Below are 17,789 nucleotides of genomic sequence, written 5' to 3' on the forward strand. Positions count from 1 at the left end.
GTATCATGGTCAAGCTCGGCGACTGGATACAGCCCCATAAACACGGGATTTACATAGGCCCCGCCGATGTGTGGGTCGATCCGTCCGAACCGGAGCCTAAGGCGCTGGTGACTCACGGCCATGCCGACCATGCGCGCGGCGGGCACGGCACGGTCTGGGCGACGCCCGAGACGCTGGCGATCATGGCGGCGCGCTACGGCCCGCAAAACGGGGTGGAGGTCGCCTATGGCGAGACCATCCGGCTGGGCGAGGTCGAGGTGGGCTTTGTCCCCGCGGGCCATGTGCTGGGATCGGCGCAGATCGTGCTCGATTATCGGGGCGAGCGGGTGGTGGTGTCGGGCGATTACAAGCGCCGCGCCGACCCGACCTGTGCGGCGTTCGAGCCGGTGAAGTGCGATGTCTTCGTCACCGAGGCGACCTTCGCGCTGCCCGTCTTCCGGCATCCCGAAACCGGCGACGAGATCGACAAGCTGATCGCGCGGCTCCACGCCAATCCGACGCGCTGCGTGCTGGTCGGTGCCTATGCGCTGGGCAAGGCGCAACGGGTGATCGCGGAATTGCGCGTGCGCGGGCATGAGGCGCCCATCTATCTCCACGGTGCGCTGGCGCGGCTATGCGCGCTGTATCAGGAACTGGGCGTCGATCTGGGTGAGCTGCGCATGGTCGCGGATACGCCCAAGGCCGAGATGGCGGGGCATGTCGTGATGTGCCCGCCGGGTGCGCTCAACGATCGCTGGTCGCGGCGGCTGCCCGATCCGATCACCGCGATGGCGAGCGGCTGGATGCGGGTGCGCCAGCGCGCGCGGCAGAAGAATGTCGAGCTGCCGCTGATCCTGTCCGACCATGCCGATTGGGACGAACTCACCCAGACGCTGACCGAGATCGCCCCGCGCGAAGTGTGGGTGACGCATGGCCGCGAGGAGGCGTTGGTCCACTGGTGCGAGACGCGGCAGATGAAGGCGCGGGCCTTGGCGCTGGTGGGGTTCGAGGATGAGGATGATTGAGGGGGTGTAGCGTGGGCTTCGACTTCGCTCAGCCTGAACGGAGCGGGGGAATGGGTCTGGATTCAAAACCCCGTTCAGGCTGAGCGAAGTCGAAGCCCAAGGGGATCCCTCAAACCATCGCCAAAGGCCGGGCCGGTTCCGCCACAACCGACCCCGGCACCGCGAACACGCCCTTCCTGGCCAGCCGTTCGCCCGGCCGGACCTTCGCGGTTTCCATCGCCAGCCAGGGCGACAGCAACAGCCCCAGCGTTACCGGCGACAGCCACGCCCCCAGCATCGGGTTCAGGAACGACACGGCCACCAACACCACGCCGATTCCCAGATGCCAGCGATAGCGCGGCATCGCGTCGGCCGCTGCCAGCCCGTCGCGCACCCGGCTCTGCGGGTTCCAGCCCGACGGCTTGCCGCACACGATGTTGACGAGGTCGATCGTCTGGGTCAGCGCGATCACCGGCGCGGTCAGGATCGACAGCGGCACGTCGAGCGCGACCGAGGACAGGATGCCGCGCACCCCGCCATAGCTGGCCCGTCGATCACGGTCGGCCATTGCCCAGATCATGCTCAATAGCTTCGGCCCGAACAGCAGGACCAGCGTCACCGCCAGCACCCGTGCCGACGTCACGGCCCGCACCGTCCGGTCATCGTCCGACAGGCTCTGCGCGATCGAGGTGGCGATCAGGATCAGCCAGGCGGGCGACATCAGATAGGCCGAGGCACCGATCAGCAACTGCAACCGGCTGATCCAGTGGAAACCGCTCGACCCCAGCAGCTTGAGATGTTGGGTATTGCCCTGCGCCCAGCGCCTGTCGCGCACCGCCTGGTCGATCAGGGTGGGCGGGAACTCCTCGAAACTGTCCTCGACCATCAGCATGTGCAGCCGCCAGCCGCGCCGCCGCAGCAGCGCCGCCTCGACCATGTCGTGGCTCATGATCGTGCCGCCAAAGGGCGGGCGTCCGGGCAGGTCGGGCAGGCCGCAGCTTTCGGCAAAGGCGCGGATGCGGATCAGGGCATTATGGCCCCAGAAGGTCGACTCCGATCCCGACCACCAGACCAGCCCGGCGGTCGAGATCGGCCCGTAGAAGCGGCTGGCGAACTGCATCCAGCGCTGGAAGAAGGTCGTCGCGCCGATAATCATCGGCACCGTCTGGAGGAGCGCGATGGAGGGGCGCTGCTCCATGATCTGCGCCATGCCGACGATCGTGTCGCCGCCCATCAGGCTGTCGGCGTCGAGCATCAGCATGAAATCATAGGCCGCGCCGTGATTGCGGATCCACTCGGCGACATTGCCCGGCTTGCGCCCGGTATTCTCGGTCCGACGGCGATAATAGAGCGGCACGCGCAGCCGGGGGGCGAGGCGTTCCCAGGCGGCGCGCTCCTCGGCTTCGGCGGCTTCGCCCGAATCGGACAGCACGAAAAAGGCGAAGCGGTCTGCGGCGCCCGCCCGGTCGATCATCATGGCCATGCGCGCGATCCGATCATAGACCGCGTCGACATCCTCGTTATGCACCGGCACCAGCACCGCCGTGCGCGCGGTCGGCGGCGCGGCCCCCTTGGGCGCGGGCGTGATGCCGGGATGCGCGCCTGAGATCAGCAGGATGAAGCCGATCGCCGCCGTCACGAAGCCGAACGAGATCCAGGCGAACAGCGGGAAGAACAACAGGAGCAGCAGCCCGTCGAGCAGGCTGAACCCGTCACTCAACAACGCCTCCTTGACCGAGGCGGAGGCGGCGGTGGCCAGCAGCCCGGTCAGCAGGACCAGCAACAGGCGGCGCGTCAATATGTCGTCGGGCGACAGGTTGACGCCCTCGCGCGGTTCGGGTGCGTTATGCGGCGGCGGCAGGCCGTCGAACCGCTGCACCGCCATGGTCAGCGGGGCGGGCGGCGGCATCATCGCGGGCCTGTCGGTCATGGCAGGAAGACCGGCATCAACACCGTCTCGCTCAGCGCCCGGGCCTGATGCTTCAGGTACAGGCGGACATCGGCCGGGCCTTGGCCCTGGGGGGCGATATCGGCGGTCACGCGCCAGCGGTTCGACTGGCCGACGACCGGATAGGCGGCTTGGGCCAGCAGATTGCCGCGCGCGACGGAAATATCGGCGGTGACGCCGCTCTGCCGGTCGAGCCCGGCCAGGGTAGGGCCGGTGAAATCGACGACCAGCTTGCGCGCGCCCGGCGTCGGTTCCGCACCCGGTCGACCGGCATCGCCCGTCCAGCTGTCGACCGCATGGGCGATGGCGGGCACGACGGTCGGGTCGGTGGAGGTCCAGCTCAGCCGGTAATCGAATTGCCGCTTCTGCCCGGCCCTGGGCGCGTCGGCGGGGTTCCAGAAGGCGACGATATTGTCGACCGTCTCGCTCGCGGTCGGGAAGGCATAGAGCATGACCTGCCCACGCCCCCAGTCGCCCTGCGGCTGCACCCACAGGTTCGCGCGACGGTCGTAAAACGCCCCGTCATCCTGATAATGGTCGAAGTCGCGGTCACGCTGGAGCAGCCCGAAGCCGCGCGGGTTGGTGTCGACAAAGCTGTCGAGGGTGGGGCGGGGTGGGTTGACCAAAGGCCGCCACAAGCGCTCGCCCGCGCCGGTCAACAGCGCCAGCCCGTCCGAATCGTGAATCTCGGGCCGCCAGTCGCGCGCGGCGGTGCGATTGCCCTCGCCATACCAGAACATGCTGGTCGCGGGCGCGATGCCCAGCCGCTCGACGTCGCGGCGAAAGAACAGGACGGCGGACACGCGCTGCTCGACGCCGCCGGTGCCCTTTTGCGACTCGATCCGGTACGCGCCGCTGACGCTCGGTCCGTCGAGCAGCGCATGGACGGTATAGCCTTGCGCGCCCGTCCGTTCGATCCAGAAGTCGGTAAAGGCGGGAAATTCCTCGCGCCCGTCGATGCCGGTGTCGATGGCGATCCCCCGCGCCGACAGACCATATTGGTCCTGCGCGCCCGCCGTGCGGAAATAGGACGCGCCCTGAAAGGCCAGCCAGTCGCTCTTCCCGTCCGCCGTCATCGCGCGGAACCCGGCGATGCCCAGCGGCGGGGCATGGCCCGCCTCGGCGGTGAACAGCGAGGGGGAGAAGGGAACGGCGCGGGCCTGGCCATTCTCGACGATATGGATGCCGACCGGGACGGGGGCATAGCGGCCCAATGGGAACAGCCGGATACCCCCGGCCAATGTCCGATCGTCGCGGTAGCGGATGGTGCCGACCGCGTCATAGCCGATGGCCTCCGCCGCCGCGACCTTGGCCGGTGCCCGATAAGGCTGCCGCGCCAGCGCCTCGGCCCGGGCTTGCAATCCAGCCCAGGAAAAGGGCGTGGGGGCGCCCAGCGCCACGGCCCCGGCGGCCGCCTGTGCGGCGACACGGCCGGCGGCGGTCGGGGTCAGACCCAGAACGGCAAGCGCCGCGACCAGTTCTCGACGATTGGCCTGCATCATCGGCTTCAGCATCTCCCGTAACGCCCGGAGCGGATCGCGCATCATGGCTGCGCAGGCCCGGTCGATTGTGCAACGCAGCGTGCGGCGATCGGTTGCCGGGGCACGATCAGATGGCCAATCGTACCGGGATTGTCATACCGTATATTATATTTGACGTCCGCTCCGTTTTTTGTCAGGAGAAACACAATAAAATCAATTGGGGGCATTTTCATGATTGGAAATTACCGCAGCCTGGCCTGCTCGGCTGGCGCTATTGCGATCGCGTTGCTTTCGGTTTCGCCAGCTTATGCGCAGGTCAAGCCGGTGTCCGACCAGCCCCAAGATGCGCGCTGCGTCCCTGATCAGCCCTGTCCGCCCGAAACGGACTCGACCGAAGGCGAGGCGATCGTCGTCACCGGCACCCGGCTTCAGCGCCCCAATTTCACCAGCAACAGCCCGCTGACCGTCGTCGACGCGACGGAGATTCGCTATCAGGGCGCGATCCAGGTCGAAAACGTGCTGAACCGCCTGCCGCAGGTGACGCCGGATGCGAACGAGAACGGCTCGAACGGGTCGGACGGCACGGCGCGCGTCAATCTGCGCAACCTGGGCAGCAACCGGAACCTCGTGCTGGTCAACGGCCAGCGCATGTTGCCGGTGCAGGCCAACGACCTGAACTTCATCCCGGCCGCGCTCATCAAGCGGGTCGATGTCGTCACCGGCGGCGCGTCGGCGGTCTATGGTTCGGACGCGATTTCGGGCGTCGTGAACTTCATCCTGCGCGACGACCTGAACGGCGTGCGCACCGACGTCCAGTACGGCTTTGCCCAGCACCAGAACGACAATGCCTTCGCGCGCGGCGTGCAGAGCCAGGCCAATTACCGCCTCGCCCAGCCGATGATCCTCGACGGGCAGAAGCTGGACGTGAACGTCGCCTTCGGCACCAACTTCCCCGACGGGCGCGGCAATGTGACCGCCTATTTCGGCTATCGCGACACCAAGCCGGTGCTGCAGGGCGACCGCGACGTGTCCTCCTGCGCCTTCGATCCGGCGGGGACGGGCAATTCGACGCTGACCTGCGGCGGCTCCAGCAACAACCAGTACGGCCTGTTCGATCCGATCACCGGGCCGAACGCCGATGCGGGCCGGTTCAACAACACGCGCGACGGCAACCGGACCTGGGTGCCGTACGACTCCAGCTTCCGCTACAATTACGCGCCGCTCAACTATTTCCAGCGCAACGACACCCGCTACACGGCCGGGGCCTTTGCCAAGTACGAGATTTCGCCCGCGATCGAAGCCTATGGCAGCTTCATGTTCATGGACGACCACACCAATTCACAGGTCGCTCCGTCCGCGTTGTTCCAGGGCTATACCTACTCGATCAACTGCGACAATCCGTTCCTGAGCGCGCAGCAGGGCCAGATCCTGTGCGGCAACGCCTATGGCACCAATGCGACGCAGCAGGCCTATATCGGCTATCGCCCGGTGGCCGGAAACGCCCGTCCGCGTCGCGACGACCTGCGCCACACCGATTTCCGCGTCACCGGCGGGGTTCGTGGCGAGATCGCGCCGGGCATCCGTTACGACGCCAACGCGCTGTTCTCGACGGTTCTCTATAACGAGACCTATGAGAACGACATTGACCCGTCGCGTGCCAATCGCGGCATCCAGGTCGTCAACGTCAACGGCACCCCGACCTGCAAGTCGGTGATCGACGGCAGCGACCCGCAATGCGTGCCGCTCGACATCTTCCGCTATAACGGCATCTCGGACGCCGCGTTCGGCTATATCTATGCGCCGACCTCGACCCGCGGCGTCGACCGCGAAACGGTCCTGAGCGGCAATATCAGCGCGGACCTGGGCACCTATGGCGTCAAGTCGCCCTGGTCGGACGACGGCATCGGCGTCGTGCTGGGCATCGAGCACCGGTATGAGAGCCTGGAGTTCAAGGCCGACGCGCTGGCGCTGCAAAAGGGGACCAAGGAAACCCAGGGCCGCTTCGACGTGAACGAGGTGTTCGCCGAAATCGAAGTGCCGATCATCCAGAACAAGCCCTTCGTCAAGGAACTGGCACTGAACGCGGGGTATCGCGGATCGGACTATTCCAACCTGTCCAAGATCGTGTCGACCTACAAGGCCGAGCTGTCCTGGGCGCCGAGCAGCGACATCCGCCTGCGCGGCAGCTATAACCGCGCGATCCGCGCCGCCAACGTGTCCGAGCTGTTCGGACCGCAGTTCAACGGCAATGTCAGCGCGCAGGACCCCTGTGCCACCGCGACGCCGACCGCGACCTTCGCCCAGTGCGCCCGCACCGGCGTGACCCAGGCGCAATATGGCCGCATCACCGACTGCCCGGCGGAAACGTGTACCGCGCAGTTCGGCGGCAACCCGGCGCTGAAGCCCGAAACGGCCGATACGCTCACCGCCGGCATCGTGTTCACGCCGACTTTCCTGCGCCGCCTGTCGCTGACCGTCGATTATTTCGACATCAAGGTGCGCGACTATATCAGCTCGATTTCGGTGTCGCAGACGATCAGCCAGTGCATCGCGACCGGCAATCCGTTCTTCTGCAACCTGTTCAAGCGTGATCCGCGCGGCGGCATCATCTTCGGCGATCAGGGCTATATCGTCTCGACGACGCAGAACACCGGCTCGCTGCGCACCTCGGGCGTCGATTTCGGCCTCAGCTATTCGCAGCCGCTGGGCGGCGCGGGGTCGCTCGCCGTCGATTTCCAGGGGACCTGGAACCGCAAGCTGGTGAACGAGCCGGTGCCCGGCCTCGGCTCGTTCGATTGCGTCGGCTATTTCGGCCCGACCTGCGGCCAGCCCATGCCGGAATGGCGTCACCAGTCGCGCTTCACCTGGACCGATGCGGCCAAGGTCGGCTCGATCTCGCTCAACTGGCGCTATATCGGCCCGACGAAGCTGACCAACAATTCGACCGACCCGAATTTCGCGAACACGCCGTCGATCTTCAACAGCCGGATCAAGGCCTATAACTATTTCGACCTGGCGGGCACGGCCAAGGTGCAGGACGGCATCACCTTCCGCGCCGGTGTGAACAACCTGTTCGACCGGGATCCGCCGATCATCGCGCAGGGCCTGCTGGCCGCGTTCGGCAACGGCAACACCTATCCGGGCATGTACGATGCGGTGGGCCGCACCGTGTTCATCGGCCTGACGGCGGAGTTCTGATGCCAAAAGGGGGCGGTCCAGCGCCGCCCCCGATCCAACCACTTTACCCTAGCCTGCCCCGTCCGGTTCACGCCGGGCGGGGATTTTTCTGCGGGGCGGGGCGTCCGGCTTATCTCGCCTCGGCGAGCAGCTCGGTCGCCTCGGCCCCGGCCCAGTCGAAGCCGCCGGTCACGCGCCAGATCTCCTTGCCGTCCGCGCCGTACAGGATCGTGGTCGGCAGATTGGCCTTGTAGTGGACGCTCAGAGTTAGTTTCGGGTCGAGATAGATGGGCAACGCGTCCAGCTTCTTGCCCGCCAGGAACGGCTTCACCTTGGCCATGTCGTCCTGCGCCACCGCGATGACGGCGACCTTGCCCTTCAGCCGCTGGGCGATGGCGGCGAGCGTCGGCATCTCCGCGACGCACGGCCCGCACCAGGTCGCCCAGAGGTTGACCAGCACCGGCCGCCCCCGGAAATCGGCCAGGCTCGTTGGTTTGCCGTCCATGGCGGTGAAGCCGAGCAGCGGCGCGGCCTCGCCCTTGTGGCTGCGGTCGACCGCACCGGCGGGCCTGGGGGCTTCCACGGCCGACGTGCCGGACGCCTCGCCGCTGGTGACTTCGCCGCTCGAAACTTCACCGCTGGAAGTGTTGGCGGCTTGCTCCGGGGCGGGGCTTTGCTTATCGCACCCGGCGACCATCAGCCCCAGGAGACAGGCGATCACGGTACGCGACGACATGGGCGGCTCCAACGCAATGTGGGGCGGGCGCTTCGCAGAAGGTCCCGCCGCGGTGATGCGCGAGATAAACGCGTCCATCCCCTTCGACAAGCGATTGTGGAAACAGGACATCGCCGGGTCGAAAGCGCATGTCGCGATGCTGGGCAAACAGGGCATCGTCTCGGCCGAAGACGCCGCGACGATTGCGGCCGGTCTCGATAAGGTCGCCGAGGATTACGCCGCCAATGGCGTGTCCGAAGATCTGACCCTCGAAGACATCCATATGCAGACCGAGGCGAAGCTTAGCCAGCTGATCGGCCCGGTCGCGGGGCGTCTGCACACCGCGCGGTCGCGCAACGACCAGGTGGCGACCGACTTCCGCCTGTGGGTGCGCGACGCGATCGACGAGACGCTGGCCGCGCTCGGCGCGCTGCGGAACGCCTTGCTGACGCGGGCCGAGGAACATGCCGACAGCGTGATGCCGGGCTTCACCCACCTTCAGTCCGCGCAGCCGGTGACTTTGGGCCATCACCTGATGGCCTATCACGAGATGATCGTGCGCGATGCCAGTCGCTTCGTGGCGGCGCGGGCGCGGATGAACCAGTGTCCGCTGGGGTCGGCGGCGCTGGCGGGGACGGGCTTTCCGGTCGACCGGCACATGACGGCGCAGGCGCTGGGCTTCGACGAGCCGACGCGCAACTCGCTGGATGCGGTCAGCGACCGGGACTTCGCGATCGACTTCCTTCAGGCGGCGACCAATTGCTCGCTGCACCTGTCGCGGCTGGCGGAAGAGTTCGTGCTCTGGGCGTCGCAGCCCTTCGGCTTTGTCGCGCTGTCCGACCAATGGTCGACGGGCAGCTCGATCATGCCGCAGAAGCGCAACCCGGACGCGGCCGAGCTGGTGCGTGGCCATGCGGGCCGGATCATGGGTTGCATGACCAGCCTGATGGTCACGATGAAGGGCCTGCCGCTCGCCTATTCCAAGGACATGCAGGACGACAAGCCGCCGGTGTTCGAGGCGCACGACCTGCTGGCGCTGTCGATCGCGGCGATGACCGGCATGGTTGAAAGCGCGACCTTCCGTACCGAGCGGATGCGGGCTGTTGCGGAGGCGGGCTTCTCGACCGCGACCGATCTGGCCGACTGGCTGGTGCGGGTCGGCGGCATTCCCTTCCGCGAGGCGCATCACATCACCGGCCGCGCAGTGAAGCTGGCCGAGGAGAAGGGCGTGATGCTGCACCAGCTGGGACTCGACGAGCTGACCGGCATCGATGGGCGGATCGATGAGCGCATCTATGACGTGCTGTCGGTCGATGCCTCGGTCGCCAGCCGGGTCAGCTTCGGCGGCACCGCGCCTGCCAATGTCCGCGCCGCCATCGCGACCGCACGGGGCCTGCGGGCATGAAGCCCGCGCTCGCCCTGCTGGTCGCGCTGGCGCTGACCGGCTGTGGCGCGGCCAACCGGCTGCAACCGGCCAAGGGCGAGAGCCTGCCGGTCGCGCCGCGCGGCGCCACCGCGACCCCGACGCCGCAGCAATTGCTGACGGCCACCCCCCAACAACGCCCGCAGCGCTCCGACGAACTGATGACCCAGTCGCAGGACCGGCGCTCGGACGAATTTGATTTGCCCCCCCGCTGATGGACCATTTTCACTTCTCGAACGGCGAACTCCATGTGGAGGACGTGCCCGTATCCCGGATCGCGGCCGAAGTCGGTACGCCGGTGTACATCTATTCCGCCTCGACCTTCCGCCGTCATGCGCAGGTGTTCCGCGAGGGGCTGAGCGCCCTGCCGCGTGTCCATCTGGCCTATGCGATCAAGGCGAACCCGAACATCGCCGTGCTGCGCGTGCTGGCCGATGAGGGTTACGGCGCGGACGTCGTGTCGGTGGGCGAGATGCGCCGGGCGCTGGCGGCAGGCATGAAGCCGGAGGACATCGTCTTCTCCGGCGTCGGCAAGACCCGAGCCGAACTGGTCGCGGCGCTGGAAGCCGGGATCGGCCAGTTCAACCTGGAGCTGGAGGAAGAGGGCGCAGTCCTGGCCGAGCTGGCGCATGAGCGCGGGCTGGTCGCCCCCGCCACGCTGCGCGTGAACCCGGACGTCGATGCGGGCACCCATGCCAAGATCTCGACCGGGCGCAAGGAGAACAAGTTCGGCGTGCCGATCGATCAGGCGCTCGGCATGTTCGATCGTCTGGCGGGGCTGCCCGGCATCGACCTGAAGGGCGTCGCCTGCCACATCGGCAGCCAGCTGGGCGATCTTGCGCCGCTGGAGGCCGCCTATAAGCGCGTCGGTGAGTTGGTGGCCGAACTGCGCAGGGCGGGGCACCGCATTACCCGCGTCGATCTGGGCGGTGGCTTGGGTGTACCGTATAAGCCGGGCGACGTGATGCCCGCACCCGCCGCTTATGGCGAGATGGTCGCGCGCGTGACGAAGGACTGGGATGTCGAACTGATGTTCGAGCCGGGCCGGGTGATCGCGGGCAATGCCGGGGTGCTGGCGACCGAAGTCGTCTGGGTGAAGCCCGGCGTCGCCAACCCGTACGTCATCGTCGATGCGGCGATGAACGACCTGATGCGGCCTGCACTGTATGACGCGCATCATGATTTCGTCGCGGTGAAACCCACCGGCGAGACGATGATGGCGAACATCGCGGGGCCGGTGTGCGAGACGGGCGATACCTTTGCCATGAATCGCGAGATCGACGCGGTGAAGTCGGGCGACCTGGCCGTGTTCCGCACCGCCGGGGCTTATGGCGCGACCATGGCGTCGACCTATAACAGCCGCCCGCTGGTGCCCGAAGTGATGGTCGAGGGCGACCGCTTCGCCGTCGTCGCCGACCGCATCGCCGCCGAAACGATCATCGCCGCCGAGCGCGTGCCGGAGTGGCTGAAGAAGTGAGGCCCCATGCCCCAATCCTCCCCAAGCTTTGCTTGGGGAGGGGGACCGCGCCCGCAGGGCGTGGTGGAGGGGCCGGGGACATTTGCCCCTCCACCACCGCTTCGCGGCGGTCCCCCTCCCCATCGGAGATGGGGAGGAATGGGTGAGTCTCGGTAGTCTGCCCTTGTTCGTCCGGCTGGGTGGCCGTCCGGTCATTCTGGTTGGCGAGGGCGAACCGGCCGAGGCCAAGCGCCGCCTGCTCGACCGCGCGGGCGCGCAGGTCGTCGGCGAAGACGCCCAGGCCGCACTCGCCATCGTCGCGATCGAGGATGAGCACGAAGCGCAAGCCGCCATCGCCCGGCTGAAGGCGCGCGGCGTGCTGGTCAATGCGGTCGACCGCCCGGCGGCGTGCGACTTCACGCTGCCCGCCATCGTCGAGCGCGGCCCCGTGATCGTCGCGATCGGCACCGGCGGCGTGTCGGCGGGACTCGCGGCGGCGTTGCGCCAGCGACTGGAGACGTTGCTCCCTGCCGGGTTGGGCAGGTTGGCCGAGGGGCTTTACGCGGCCCGTAGCGCCTTGCGCGCGCGCTTCCCCGACGGTGCGGAACGGCGGCGGGCGATCGGGGCGGCGCTATCGCCCGGCGGGGCGCTCGACCCGTTGGCGGGCGAGACCGATGTCGCGGGCTGGCTGGCGCAGGCCGACCGTCCGGCGGCGAGGGTCGAGGCGTTCGTCCTGACCTCGACCGATCCCGACGACCTGACCCTGCGCCAGGCGCGGGCGCTGGCGGCGGCCGATCGGGTCTATCACCGCGCCGATGTGCCGCCCGCGATCCTCGACCGGGCGCGTGCCGACGCGGTCCGGATCGAAAGCGACGCGCTCCCGGCCGAGCCGGGGGAGGGGCAGATCGTCGACCTGGCCATGGGCCGCGGCGCATGACCGGCTTCGCCTATGGCATCGATGGCGGCAAGGCCGAGGCGATCCCGATCCGTGAGGCGGTGGATGCCAAGGCACGGCTGGTCTGGGTGCATCTGGAGACCAACGACGCGGTCGCGCAACGCTGGCTGCGCGATTCCGCGCATCTCGCCGATTATGTCATCGACGCGCTGACCGCCGCCGAAACCCGCCCGCGCTGCGAGGCGGTGGGCGAGGGGGCGTTTCTGAACCTGCGCGGCCGCAGCAGCCAGCCGCTCGACGGGTCGGACATGCTCGCCTCGGTGCGGATCTGGGCGGTGAAGGGCCGGGTCTATTCCGTGACGCGCCGCCCGCTGCTGGCGGTCGATACGGTGCGCAAGGAGGTCGAGGGCGGCACCATCGCCGATCCGGGCGACCTGATCACCGCCTTCGCCACCGCCATCACCAACGACCTCGACCCCGATGTCGCGGGGTTGGGCGACGAGTTGGACAGTTGCGAGGAGCAGCTGGACGAACATCGCGTGTTCCAGCTGCGCCGCACGGTCAGCCGGGTTCGCGTCGCCGCGATCGGTTATCGCCGCTTCCTCAGCCCGCAGCGCGCCGCGCTGGAGAAGTTGGCGGCGCTGCCCGGCGACTGGCTGGGGGATGACGACCGGTTGCATCTCTCCGCCGCCGCCGACCGCGCCGCGCGCATGGCCGAGGAGCTGGAGTCGATCCGCGAGCGCGCCGCGCTGGTCCACGAAACGCTGACCGACATGCGGGCCGAGCAGATCGACAATCGCGCGCTCGTCATCTCGATCGTGGCGATGGTGTTCCTGCCGCTGACCTTCATCACCGGGCTGTATGGGATGAACGTCAAGAACCTGCCCTATGCCGAGGAGCCGTGGGCGTTCGATGCGATCCTGGGCACGTGCGCGCTGATCGCGGCGGGGATCGTGATCTATTTCGTTCAGAAACACTGGTTCCGGCGTTAAGGCATACCGTTTTCCGTACCCAGCCGCCTTTCGCGCCGAGCGAATTCGAAGCGCACCCCCGGCACGTCGCCGAGTCGCTCGGGAAACCCCTGGCCTTCGACTTCGCTCAGGCTGAACGGCGTGAGGGATGCGCCTGAGCGTTAAGGCATGATGCCATCAGCTTGATCCACCCCTCCCCTTCAGGGGAGGGGCCGGGGGTGGGGCGTTTCCGCAAACGCCGGGCCTGTAGCGATGCCCCACCCCAACCCCTCCCCTGAAGGGGGCTAGGCTTGGTGCGATCCCATGTCATCATGCTCTAATTCTTGCCCTTCGGCGCGTTCATCTTGCGAACGGTTTCCCATGCCTCCGCGATATCGGCGATGCTCGCCGCGACGTTACGGAAGATCTGCGCGTCCTGGCCCAGCGAGGCGTCCACGATCTGCTTGCGCGCGCCGCCATAGAGGCGGGCGAAGGTGATCGACATATCGCCGCCATTCTCGAAATCCAGACCCGCCTCCAGTGCGAACAGGATGGCGGTGGCGCGGGTCACCCGCTCGCTCTTGCGTGCGAGTTGGCCATGCTCGGTCGCCCAGGCGGCCGAACGGAGCGCGGAGATCAGTTCCTCGTAGAGCAGCTGCACCAGCGCGGGGCCGTCGGCCATGGCGGTGCGGCCGACCACGTCGATCTGGCGATAGACGGCGGCGGGATCGGTCAGAAGGGCGGAGGCATAGGTCATATCAGTTGCTCTTCGTCCACATCTTGACCTGCTGATCCATCAGACCCTGTGCCGATTTGTACGCCGAGACGCGGCTGTTCATCGCCGCGAAGCGCGCGGTCAGCGCGTCGCTGGCCCGTTCGCGATTGTCGGACAGGCGACTCTGCTGATCCGCCAGATCCTTCTGCGCCTGTGTCAGGTTGCTGTACGAGGCGGTCAGGCCATAGACGCTGCTGGTCGCCGACAGCTGGATGCTGTTCATCCGCGCCGACAGGCCGATCAGATTGTCGCCGCTGGACTGGAACATCTTCTCGACGGAATCGGGATAGGTCGACAGCGCCTTGGCCAGCTGCGTCTGGTCGATGGTCAGCGTGCCGTCCTTCTCGGTCCTGACGCCCAGATCGGCCAAGGTCTTGGGGCCGAGATCGACGTCGCTGCCGGGCACCAGCTTGGTCGTGGTCAGCGTGCGCATCGTCTGGGCCAGCGAACGTGCGGCGGGATCGGCGCGCAGATCGCCGGTGATCGGGTCGATCGCCTTGTTCAGCGCGGTCATATTGTCGTTATAGGTCGAGACGAAGTTGGACACGACGGTGCTGAGCGCCGCGCTGGGGCTGGAGCCGGTCAGCGACAGCGGCTTGGTCGACACCGCGGACAGGGTCATGTTCACCCCGGGCACCAGGTCGTTGACGCTGTTGCTCGCCCGCTCGACGGTGACGCCGTCCATCGTGATGCTGGCATTGGCGGCGGTCGAGGACGTGGCGGTCCCGGTCGCCCCGTTGCCGACGTTCAGCCGGGCGAGCCCCGCCGTATCGCCTTCGGTCGCGGTGATGGTGAAGCTGTTGTCCTTGCCGCTGGCCCCGGTGAAGGACAGGAAGGCATTGCCGCCCGCATCGGTGACAACCGATGCCGTGATGCCGGTATTGGCGGCATTGATCTTGGCCGCCAGCAGGCCCGGCGTCGAATCGTCGGCGCCGAACGACACCGATACGGCATCCTTCGACCCGACCTTGATCGACAGGCTGCCGGTGCCCAGTGAGGCCGTCTTGGAAAAGGACGCCTTCGTCGAGGAGACCTGCGCGCTGGCCAGCGCATTGACGGTGATCGACTTGGACATGCCCGACAGCTTGGCGCCCGCCGCCGTCGTCACGCTCATGGTCGAGGGGTCGGAGCTGGTCGCCTGGGTCGCGAGCGTTCCCCCGCTCGCCAGCGAGGCCAGCGCGGAGGCGAAATCGGTGATCGCGCTCTTGATCGACGACACGACCGAAATCTTTGAGGTCAGCGTGTCGGCCTGCGCCTTGAGCGCCGCGGTCTTGACGGCGAACTGCGCCTCGATCAGCGAGGGGACGACCGTCGACAGGTCGATGCCCGAACCCGCCTGCAACGAGTTGAACAGCTGCTGGGCGGCGGTCTTCGTCGCATTCTGCGCCGCGTTGCTCGCGTTCGCCGAACTGGACGAGGATGTGGAGGAGGTCGTCGTGCTATTGGACGATGTGCTCGAGGAAACGGTGGTCATCGACGATACTCCGGCGCGCGCTTGCCATGCTTAACGGCCGCCGGCCGTCGGGCTTTAGGGGGATGCGACGAATGGCGCAGGGCGATACGCATCATGGCTGTTCGACGCCGTTCTCGTCGAAGCGGGCGCCCACCGGCACCTCGACGGGCGGCTGCGACGTACCGCCCGCGCCCGCATTGAGGCCGAAGACGAAGGCGAGGACGACGGCGATCGCCTGGTACAGGTCGGCGCGCACCTCCTGCCCCTCGCGACTGGTGTAATAGACGGCGCGGGCGAGCTGCGGATATTCCAGCACCGGCGTCTCCAGCTCGGCGGCCAGTTCGCGAATGGCCAGCGCGGTCGCGCCGCGTCCCTTGGCGACGACCACCGGCACCTCGTCCTGCCCCCGGTCGTAGCGCAGGGCGACGGCGAAATGGGTCGGGTTGGTCAGGATGACATGCGCCTCCTGCACCGCCGCGCGCACCGCCCGGCGCGACATCTCGCGCTGCTTGCCACGAATATGCGCCTTGGCCTCGGGATTGCCTTCGCTTTCCTTATGCTCGTCCTTGACCTCCTGCTTGGTCATCTTGAGCTTGGAGAACAGCTGGATGATCTGGATCGGCACGTCGAACCCGGCGATCAGGATCAGGCCGAAGCCCATGACCAGCAGGATGGTGATGAAGGTGCCGCCCAGCGATCCGATCGCGCCGTTCAGGTCCGACTGCGCCAGCCCCAGGGTGGCGTGCGACGATTTCCACAGCATATAGGCGCCCAGCGCACCGAGCAGCACGACCTTGAGCAGCGACTTGCCCAGCTCGATCCAGCCATGCGTGCCGAAGATGCGCTTCAGGCCCGAGGCGGGGTTCAGCTTGGACGGCTTGGGCGCCATCGCCTTGGGATTGAACTGGAGCGAGCCAAGACCCGCCTGCGACGCGATGGTCGCGACGATCGTGACCGCGAACAGCGAGGCGAGCGAGGGCCACAGCTTGCCCCCCGCCTCCAGCAAGGGGCGGAACGGCTCGAAATCCTCTACATCGGCATGGGTGAACTGGAAACTGGTCGCCATCACCGCCTTGCACGCGCCCAGCAAGGTCGGCCCCGCGAACATCAGCCAGGCGATGCCCGCCATCATCACCAGGGCCGCCGCCAGATCGCGGCTGCGCAGGATCTGCCCGTCCTCGCGCGCCTTGTCGCGGCGCTTCTGGGTTGGGGCTTCTGTCTTTTCGCCGCCCTCCGACATCAGCCGATCACCAATGTCTCGGTGGCGGCCAGCGCCTCGCGGATGATGACGAGCATATAATCGCCCATCGCCGGGAAGGCGACGGCGATGGTTATGACGCCGATGGTCAGCGCGGCGGGCATGCCCACCGAGAAGAGGTTGAGCGAGGGCGCCGCGCGGCTCATCATCCCCATGACGAGGTTCAGGCAGAGCAGCAGGAAACCGACCGGCAGCGCCAGCAGCAGCCCGGCGAGAAAGGCATAGCCGCCGAACAGCGCGATCGCCTTGAACTGTGCCGGGGTCATCCAGGCCTGTCCGGGCGGCAGCGCCTCATAGCTTTTCACGATCGTCTCGACGAGGACGAGATGCCCGTCGACCGACAGGAACAACAGCGTCAGCATGACGGTGAAGAACTGGCCCAGCGCCTGGCTCGACCGGCCGTTGAGCGGATCGACGGTCGTGGCGAAGTTGAGCCCCATCGACCCGCCGATCAGCTCGCTGGCGACCAGCGGCGCGGTAAAGGCGATCTGGAGGATCAGGCCCAGCGCCAGGCCGACGATCGCCTCGCCCGCGACGGACATGATGGTGGGGACCGAGAAGATGACGGGCGGCGGCACGACCGGATGGACCGAGTTCACCAGAAAGGCGATCGCACCCGCCAGGCTGACCCGCACGGGCAGGGGGATCGACACCGCGCCGAACACGGGCGCGGTGATGAAGGCGGCCCCGATGCGGATCATCAGGAACAGGATCGCCCAAGCCTGCGGCTCGATCGAGAGGCCGAAGCCGAGCATGGTTACTTCACGAGATCGGGAATACGCTCGAACATGCTGACCATGAAGTCGCTGAGCAGCCCGACGATCAGGCTGCCGAAGATCAGGATCGAGACGGCGACGACGATCAGCTTGGGCACGAACGACAGCGTCTGTTCGTTGATCGAGGTCGCGGCCTGGATCATGCCGATCACCAGGCCCGAGACGAGCACCGGCACCAGGATCGGCGCGGCGGCGAGCGCCAGCACCCACATGCTCTGGTTGGCCAGCGTCAGGAAATATTGGGCGTCCATGATGCGGTCTTTGATCCCGAATGGGTGAGGTTTTCCCGTGGCCTTCGACTTCGCTCAGGCTGAACGGGTTATGCCGCGAAAATGGTTAACGAAGACCTGCATTTCCCGGCCGTTTACGCCGAGTGAAGTCCTCCTGGAGTCGAAAACGATCAACTCTGCTCACCCCTCCCCTTCAGGGGAGGGGCCGGGGGTGGGGCGCTTCCGCAAGCGAAACGCCCATGGCGATGCCCCCCCCCCACCCCCCCCCC

At 67.2% G+C, this 17,789-nt stretch carries 15 protein-coding genes; 7 read left to right on the forward strand and 8 right to left on the reverse strand.

From position 1 onward, the window contains the following. The first annotated feature begins 5 nt into the window (after window positions 1-5). Window positions 6-1,004, forward strand: a complete 999-nt coding sequence (locus BSZ14_RS06445; protein WP_042487436.1) for a ligase-associated DNA damage response exonuclease — start codon at window positions 6-8, stop codon at window positions 1,002-1,004. A 109-nt stretch (window positions 1,005-1,113) separates the two neighbouring features. On the opposite strand, the gene mdoH is transcribed toward BSZ14_RS06445, so the two are convergent. Together mdoH and BSZ14_RS06455 are read right to left on the reverse strand one after the other, a co-directional pair. After that, the gene (mdoH, locus tag BSZ14_RS06450; RefSeq protein WP_076710298.1) at window positions 1,114-2,913 is read right to left on the reverse strand and encodes a glucans biosynthesis glucosyltransferase MdoH; all 1,800 of its coding nucleotides are present in this window, start codon (window positions 2,911-2,913) and stop codon (window positions 1,114-1,116) included. Beyond that, window positions 2,910-4,475: a glucan biosynthesis protein gene (locus BSZ14_RS06455; RefSeq protein WP_241823666.1), complete on the reverse strand. Its 1,566-nt coding sequence runs from the start codon at window positions 4,473-4,475 to the stop codon at window positions 2,910-2,912. Before BSZ14_RS06455 ends, mdoH begins: the two co-directional genes overlap by 4 nt. Window positions 4,476-4,697: 222 nt before the next feature. Between BSZ14_RS06455 and BSZ14_RS06460 the strand changes: the two genes are divergently transcribed. Further along, entirely contained in the window at window positions 4,698-7,610 is a 2,913-nt protein-coding gene (locus BSZ14_RS06460; protein WP_241823667.1) for a TonB-dependent receptor domain-containing protein, read from the forward strand. Between the two features lie 109 nt (window positions 7,611-7,719). On the opposite strand, the gene BSZ14_RS06465 is transcribed toward BSZ14_RS06460, so the two are convergent. Next, complete coding sequence (locus BSZ14_RS06465; protein WP_076710300.1) at window positions 7,720-8,325, reverse strand: TlpA family protein disulfide reductase; 606 nt, start codon at window positions 8,323-8,325, stop codon at window positions 7,720-7,722. Between the two features lie 16 nt (window positions 8,326-8,341). On the opposite strand from BSZ14_RS06465, the gene argH reads away from it, so the two are divergent. The 5 genes from argH (at window position 8,342) to BSZ14_RS06490 (ending at window position 13,070) form a co-directional block, all read left to right on the forward strand. Continuing rightward, the gene (argH, locus tag BSZ14_RS06470; protein ID WP_076710301.1) at window positions 8,342-9,709 is read left to right on the forward strand and encodes an argininosuccinate lyase; all 1,368 of its coding nucleotides are present in this window, start codon (window positions 8,342-8,344) and stop codon (window positions 9,707-9,709) included. Beyond that, window positions 9,706-9,942 (forward strand): hypothetical protein, encoded by a 237-nt coding sequence (locus BSZ14_RS06475; RefSeq protein WP_042487426.1) that lies wholly within the window; start codon window positions 9,706-9,708, stop codon window positions 9,940-9,942. Before argH ends, BSZ14_RS06475 begins: the two co-directional genes overlap by 4 nt. Then, the gene (gene lysA, locus BSZ14_RS06480; RefSeq protein ID WP_076710302.1) at window positions 9,942-11,204 is read left to right on the forward strand and encodes a diaminopimelate decarboxylase; all 1,263 of its coding nucleotides are present in this window, start codon (window positions 9,942-9,944) and stop codon (window positions 11,202-11,204) included. Before BSZ14_RS06475 ends, lysA begins: the two co-directional genes overlap by 1 nt. A 142-nt stretch (window positions 11,205-11,346) precedes the next feature. Beyond that, on the forward strand, window positions 11,347-12,120 hold the full coding sequence (locus tag BSZ14_RS06485) for a precorrin-2 dehydrogenase/sirohydrochlorin ferrochelatase family protein (protein WP_076710303.1): 774 nt from the start codon (window positions 11,347-11,349) through the stop codon (window positions 12,118-12,120). After that, window positions 12,117-13,070 (forward strand): zinc transporter ZntB, encoded by a 954-nt coding sequence (locus BSZ14_RS06490; RefSeq protein ID WP_076710304.1) that lies wholly within the window; start codon window positions 12,117-12,119, stop codon window positions 13,068-13,070. Before BSZ14_RS06485 ends, BSZ14_RS06490 begins: the two co-directional genes overlap by 4 nt. Window positions 13,071-13,365: 295 nt before the next feature. Here BSZ14_RS06490 and fliS read toward each other — a convergent pair whose 3' ends face one another. The 5 genes from fliS to fliQ form a co-directional block, all read right to left on the reverse strand. Next, on the reverse strand, window positions 13,366-13,785 hold the full coding sequence (fliS, locus tag BSZ14_RS06495; RefSeq protein WP_042487415.1) for a flagellar export chaperone FliS: 420 nt from the start codon (window positions 13,783-13,785) through the stop codon (window positions 13,366-13,368). A 1-nt stretch (window position 13,786) separates the two neighbouring features. After that, complete coding sequence (gene fliD, locus BSZ14_RS06500; RefSeq protein WP_076710305.1) at window positions 13,787-15,277, reverse strand: flagellar filament capping protein FliD; 1,491 nt, start codon at window positions 15,275-15,277, stop codon at window positions 13,787-13,789. Between the two features lie 91 nt (window positions 15,278-15,368). Beyond that, window positions 15,369-16,496: an EscU/YscU/HrcU family type III secretion system export apparatus switch protein gene (locus BSZ14_RS06505; protein ID WP_076710306.1), complete on the reverse strand. Its 1,128-nt coding sequence runs from the start codon at window positions 16,494-16,496 to the stop codon at window positions 15,369-15,371. After that, the gene (fliR, locus tag BSZ14_RS06510; protein ID WP_042487409.1) at window positions 16,496-17,269 is read right to left on the reverse strand and encodes a flagellar biosynthetic protein FliR; all 774 of its coding nucleotides are present in this window, start codon (window positions 17,267-17,269) and stop codon (window positions 16,496-16,498) included. The genes BSZ14_RS06505 and fliR overlap by 1 nt, the downstream gene beginning before the upstream one ends. Window positions 17,270-17,271: 2 nt before the next feature. Then, window positions 17,272-17,541 carry a flagellar biosynthesis protein FliQ gene (gene fliQ / locus BSZ14_RS06515; protein WP_042487406.1) on the reverse strand — a complete coding sequence of 90 codons (270 nt, stop codon included), beginning with the start codon at window positions 17,539-17,541 and terminating at the stop codon, window positions 17,272-17,274. Window positions 17,542-17,789 lie beyond the last annotated feature (248 nt).

The sequence above is a fragment of the Sphingomonas sp. Sph1(2015) genome (assembly GCF_001970915.1).
Classification (GTDB): Bacteria; Pseudomonadota; Alphaproteobacteria; order Sphingomonadales; family Sphingomonadaceae; genus Sphingomonas; species Sphingomonas parapaucimobilis.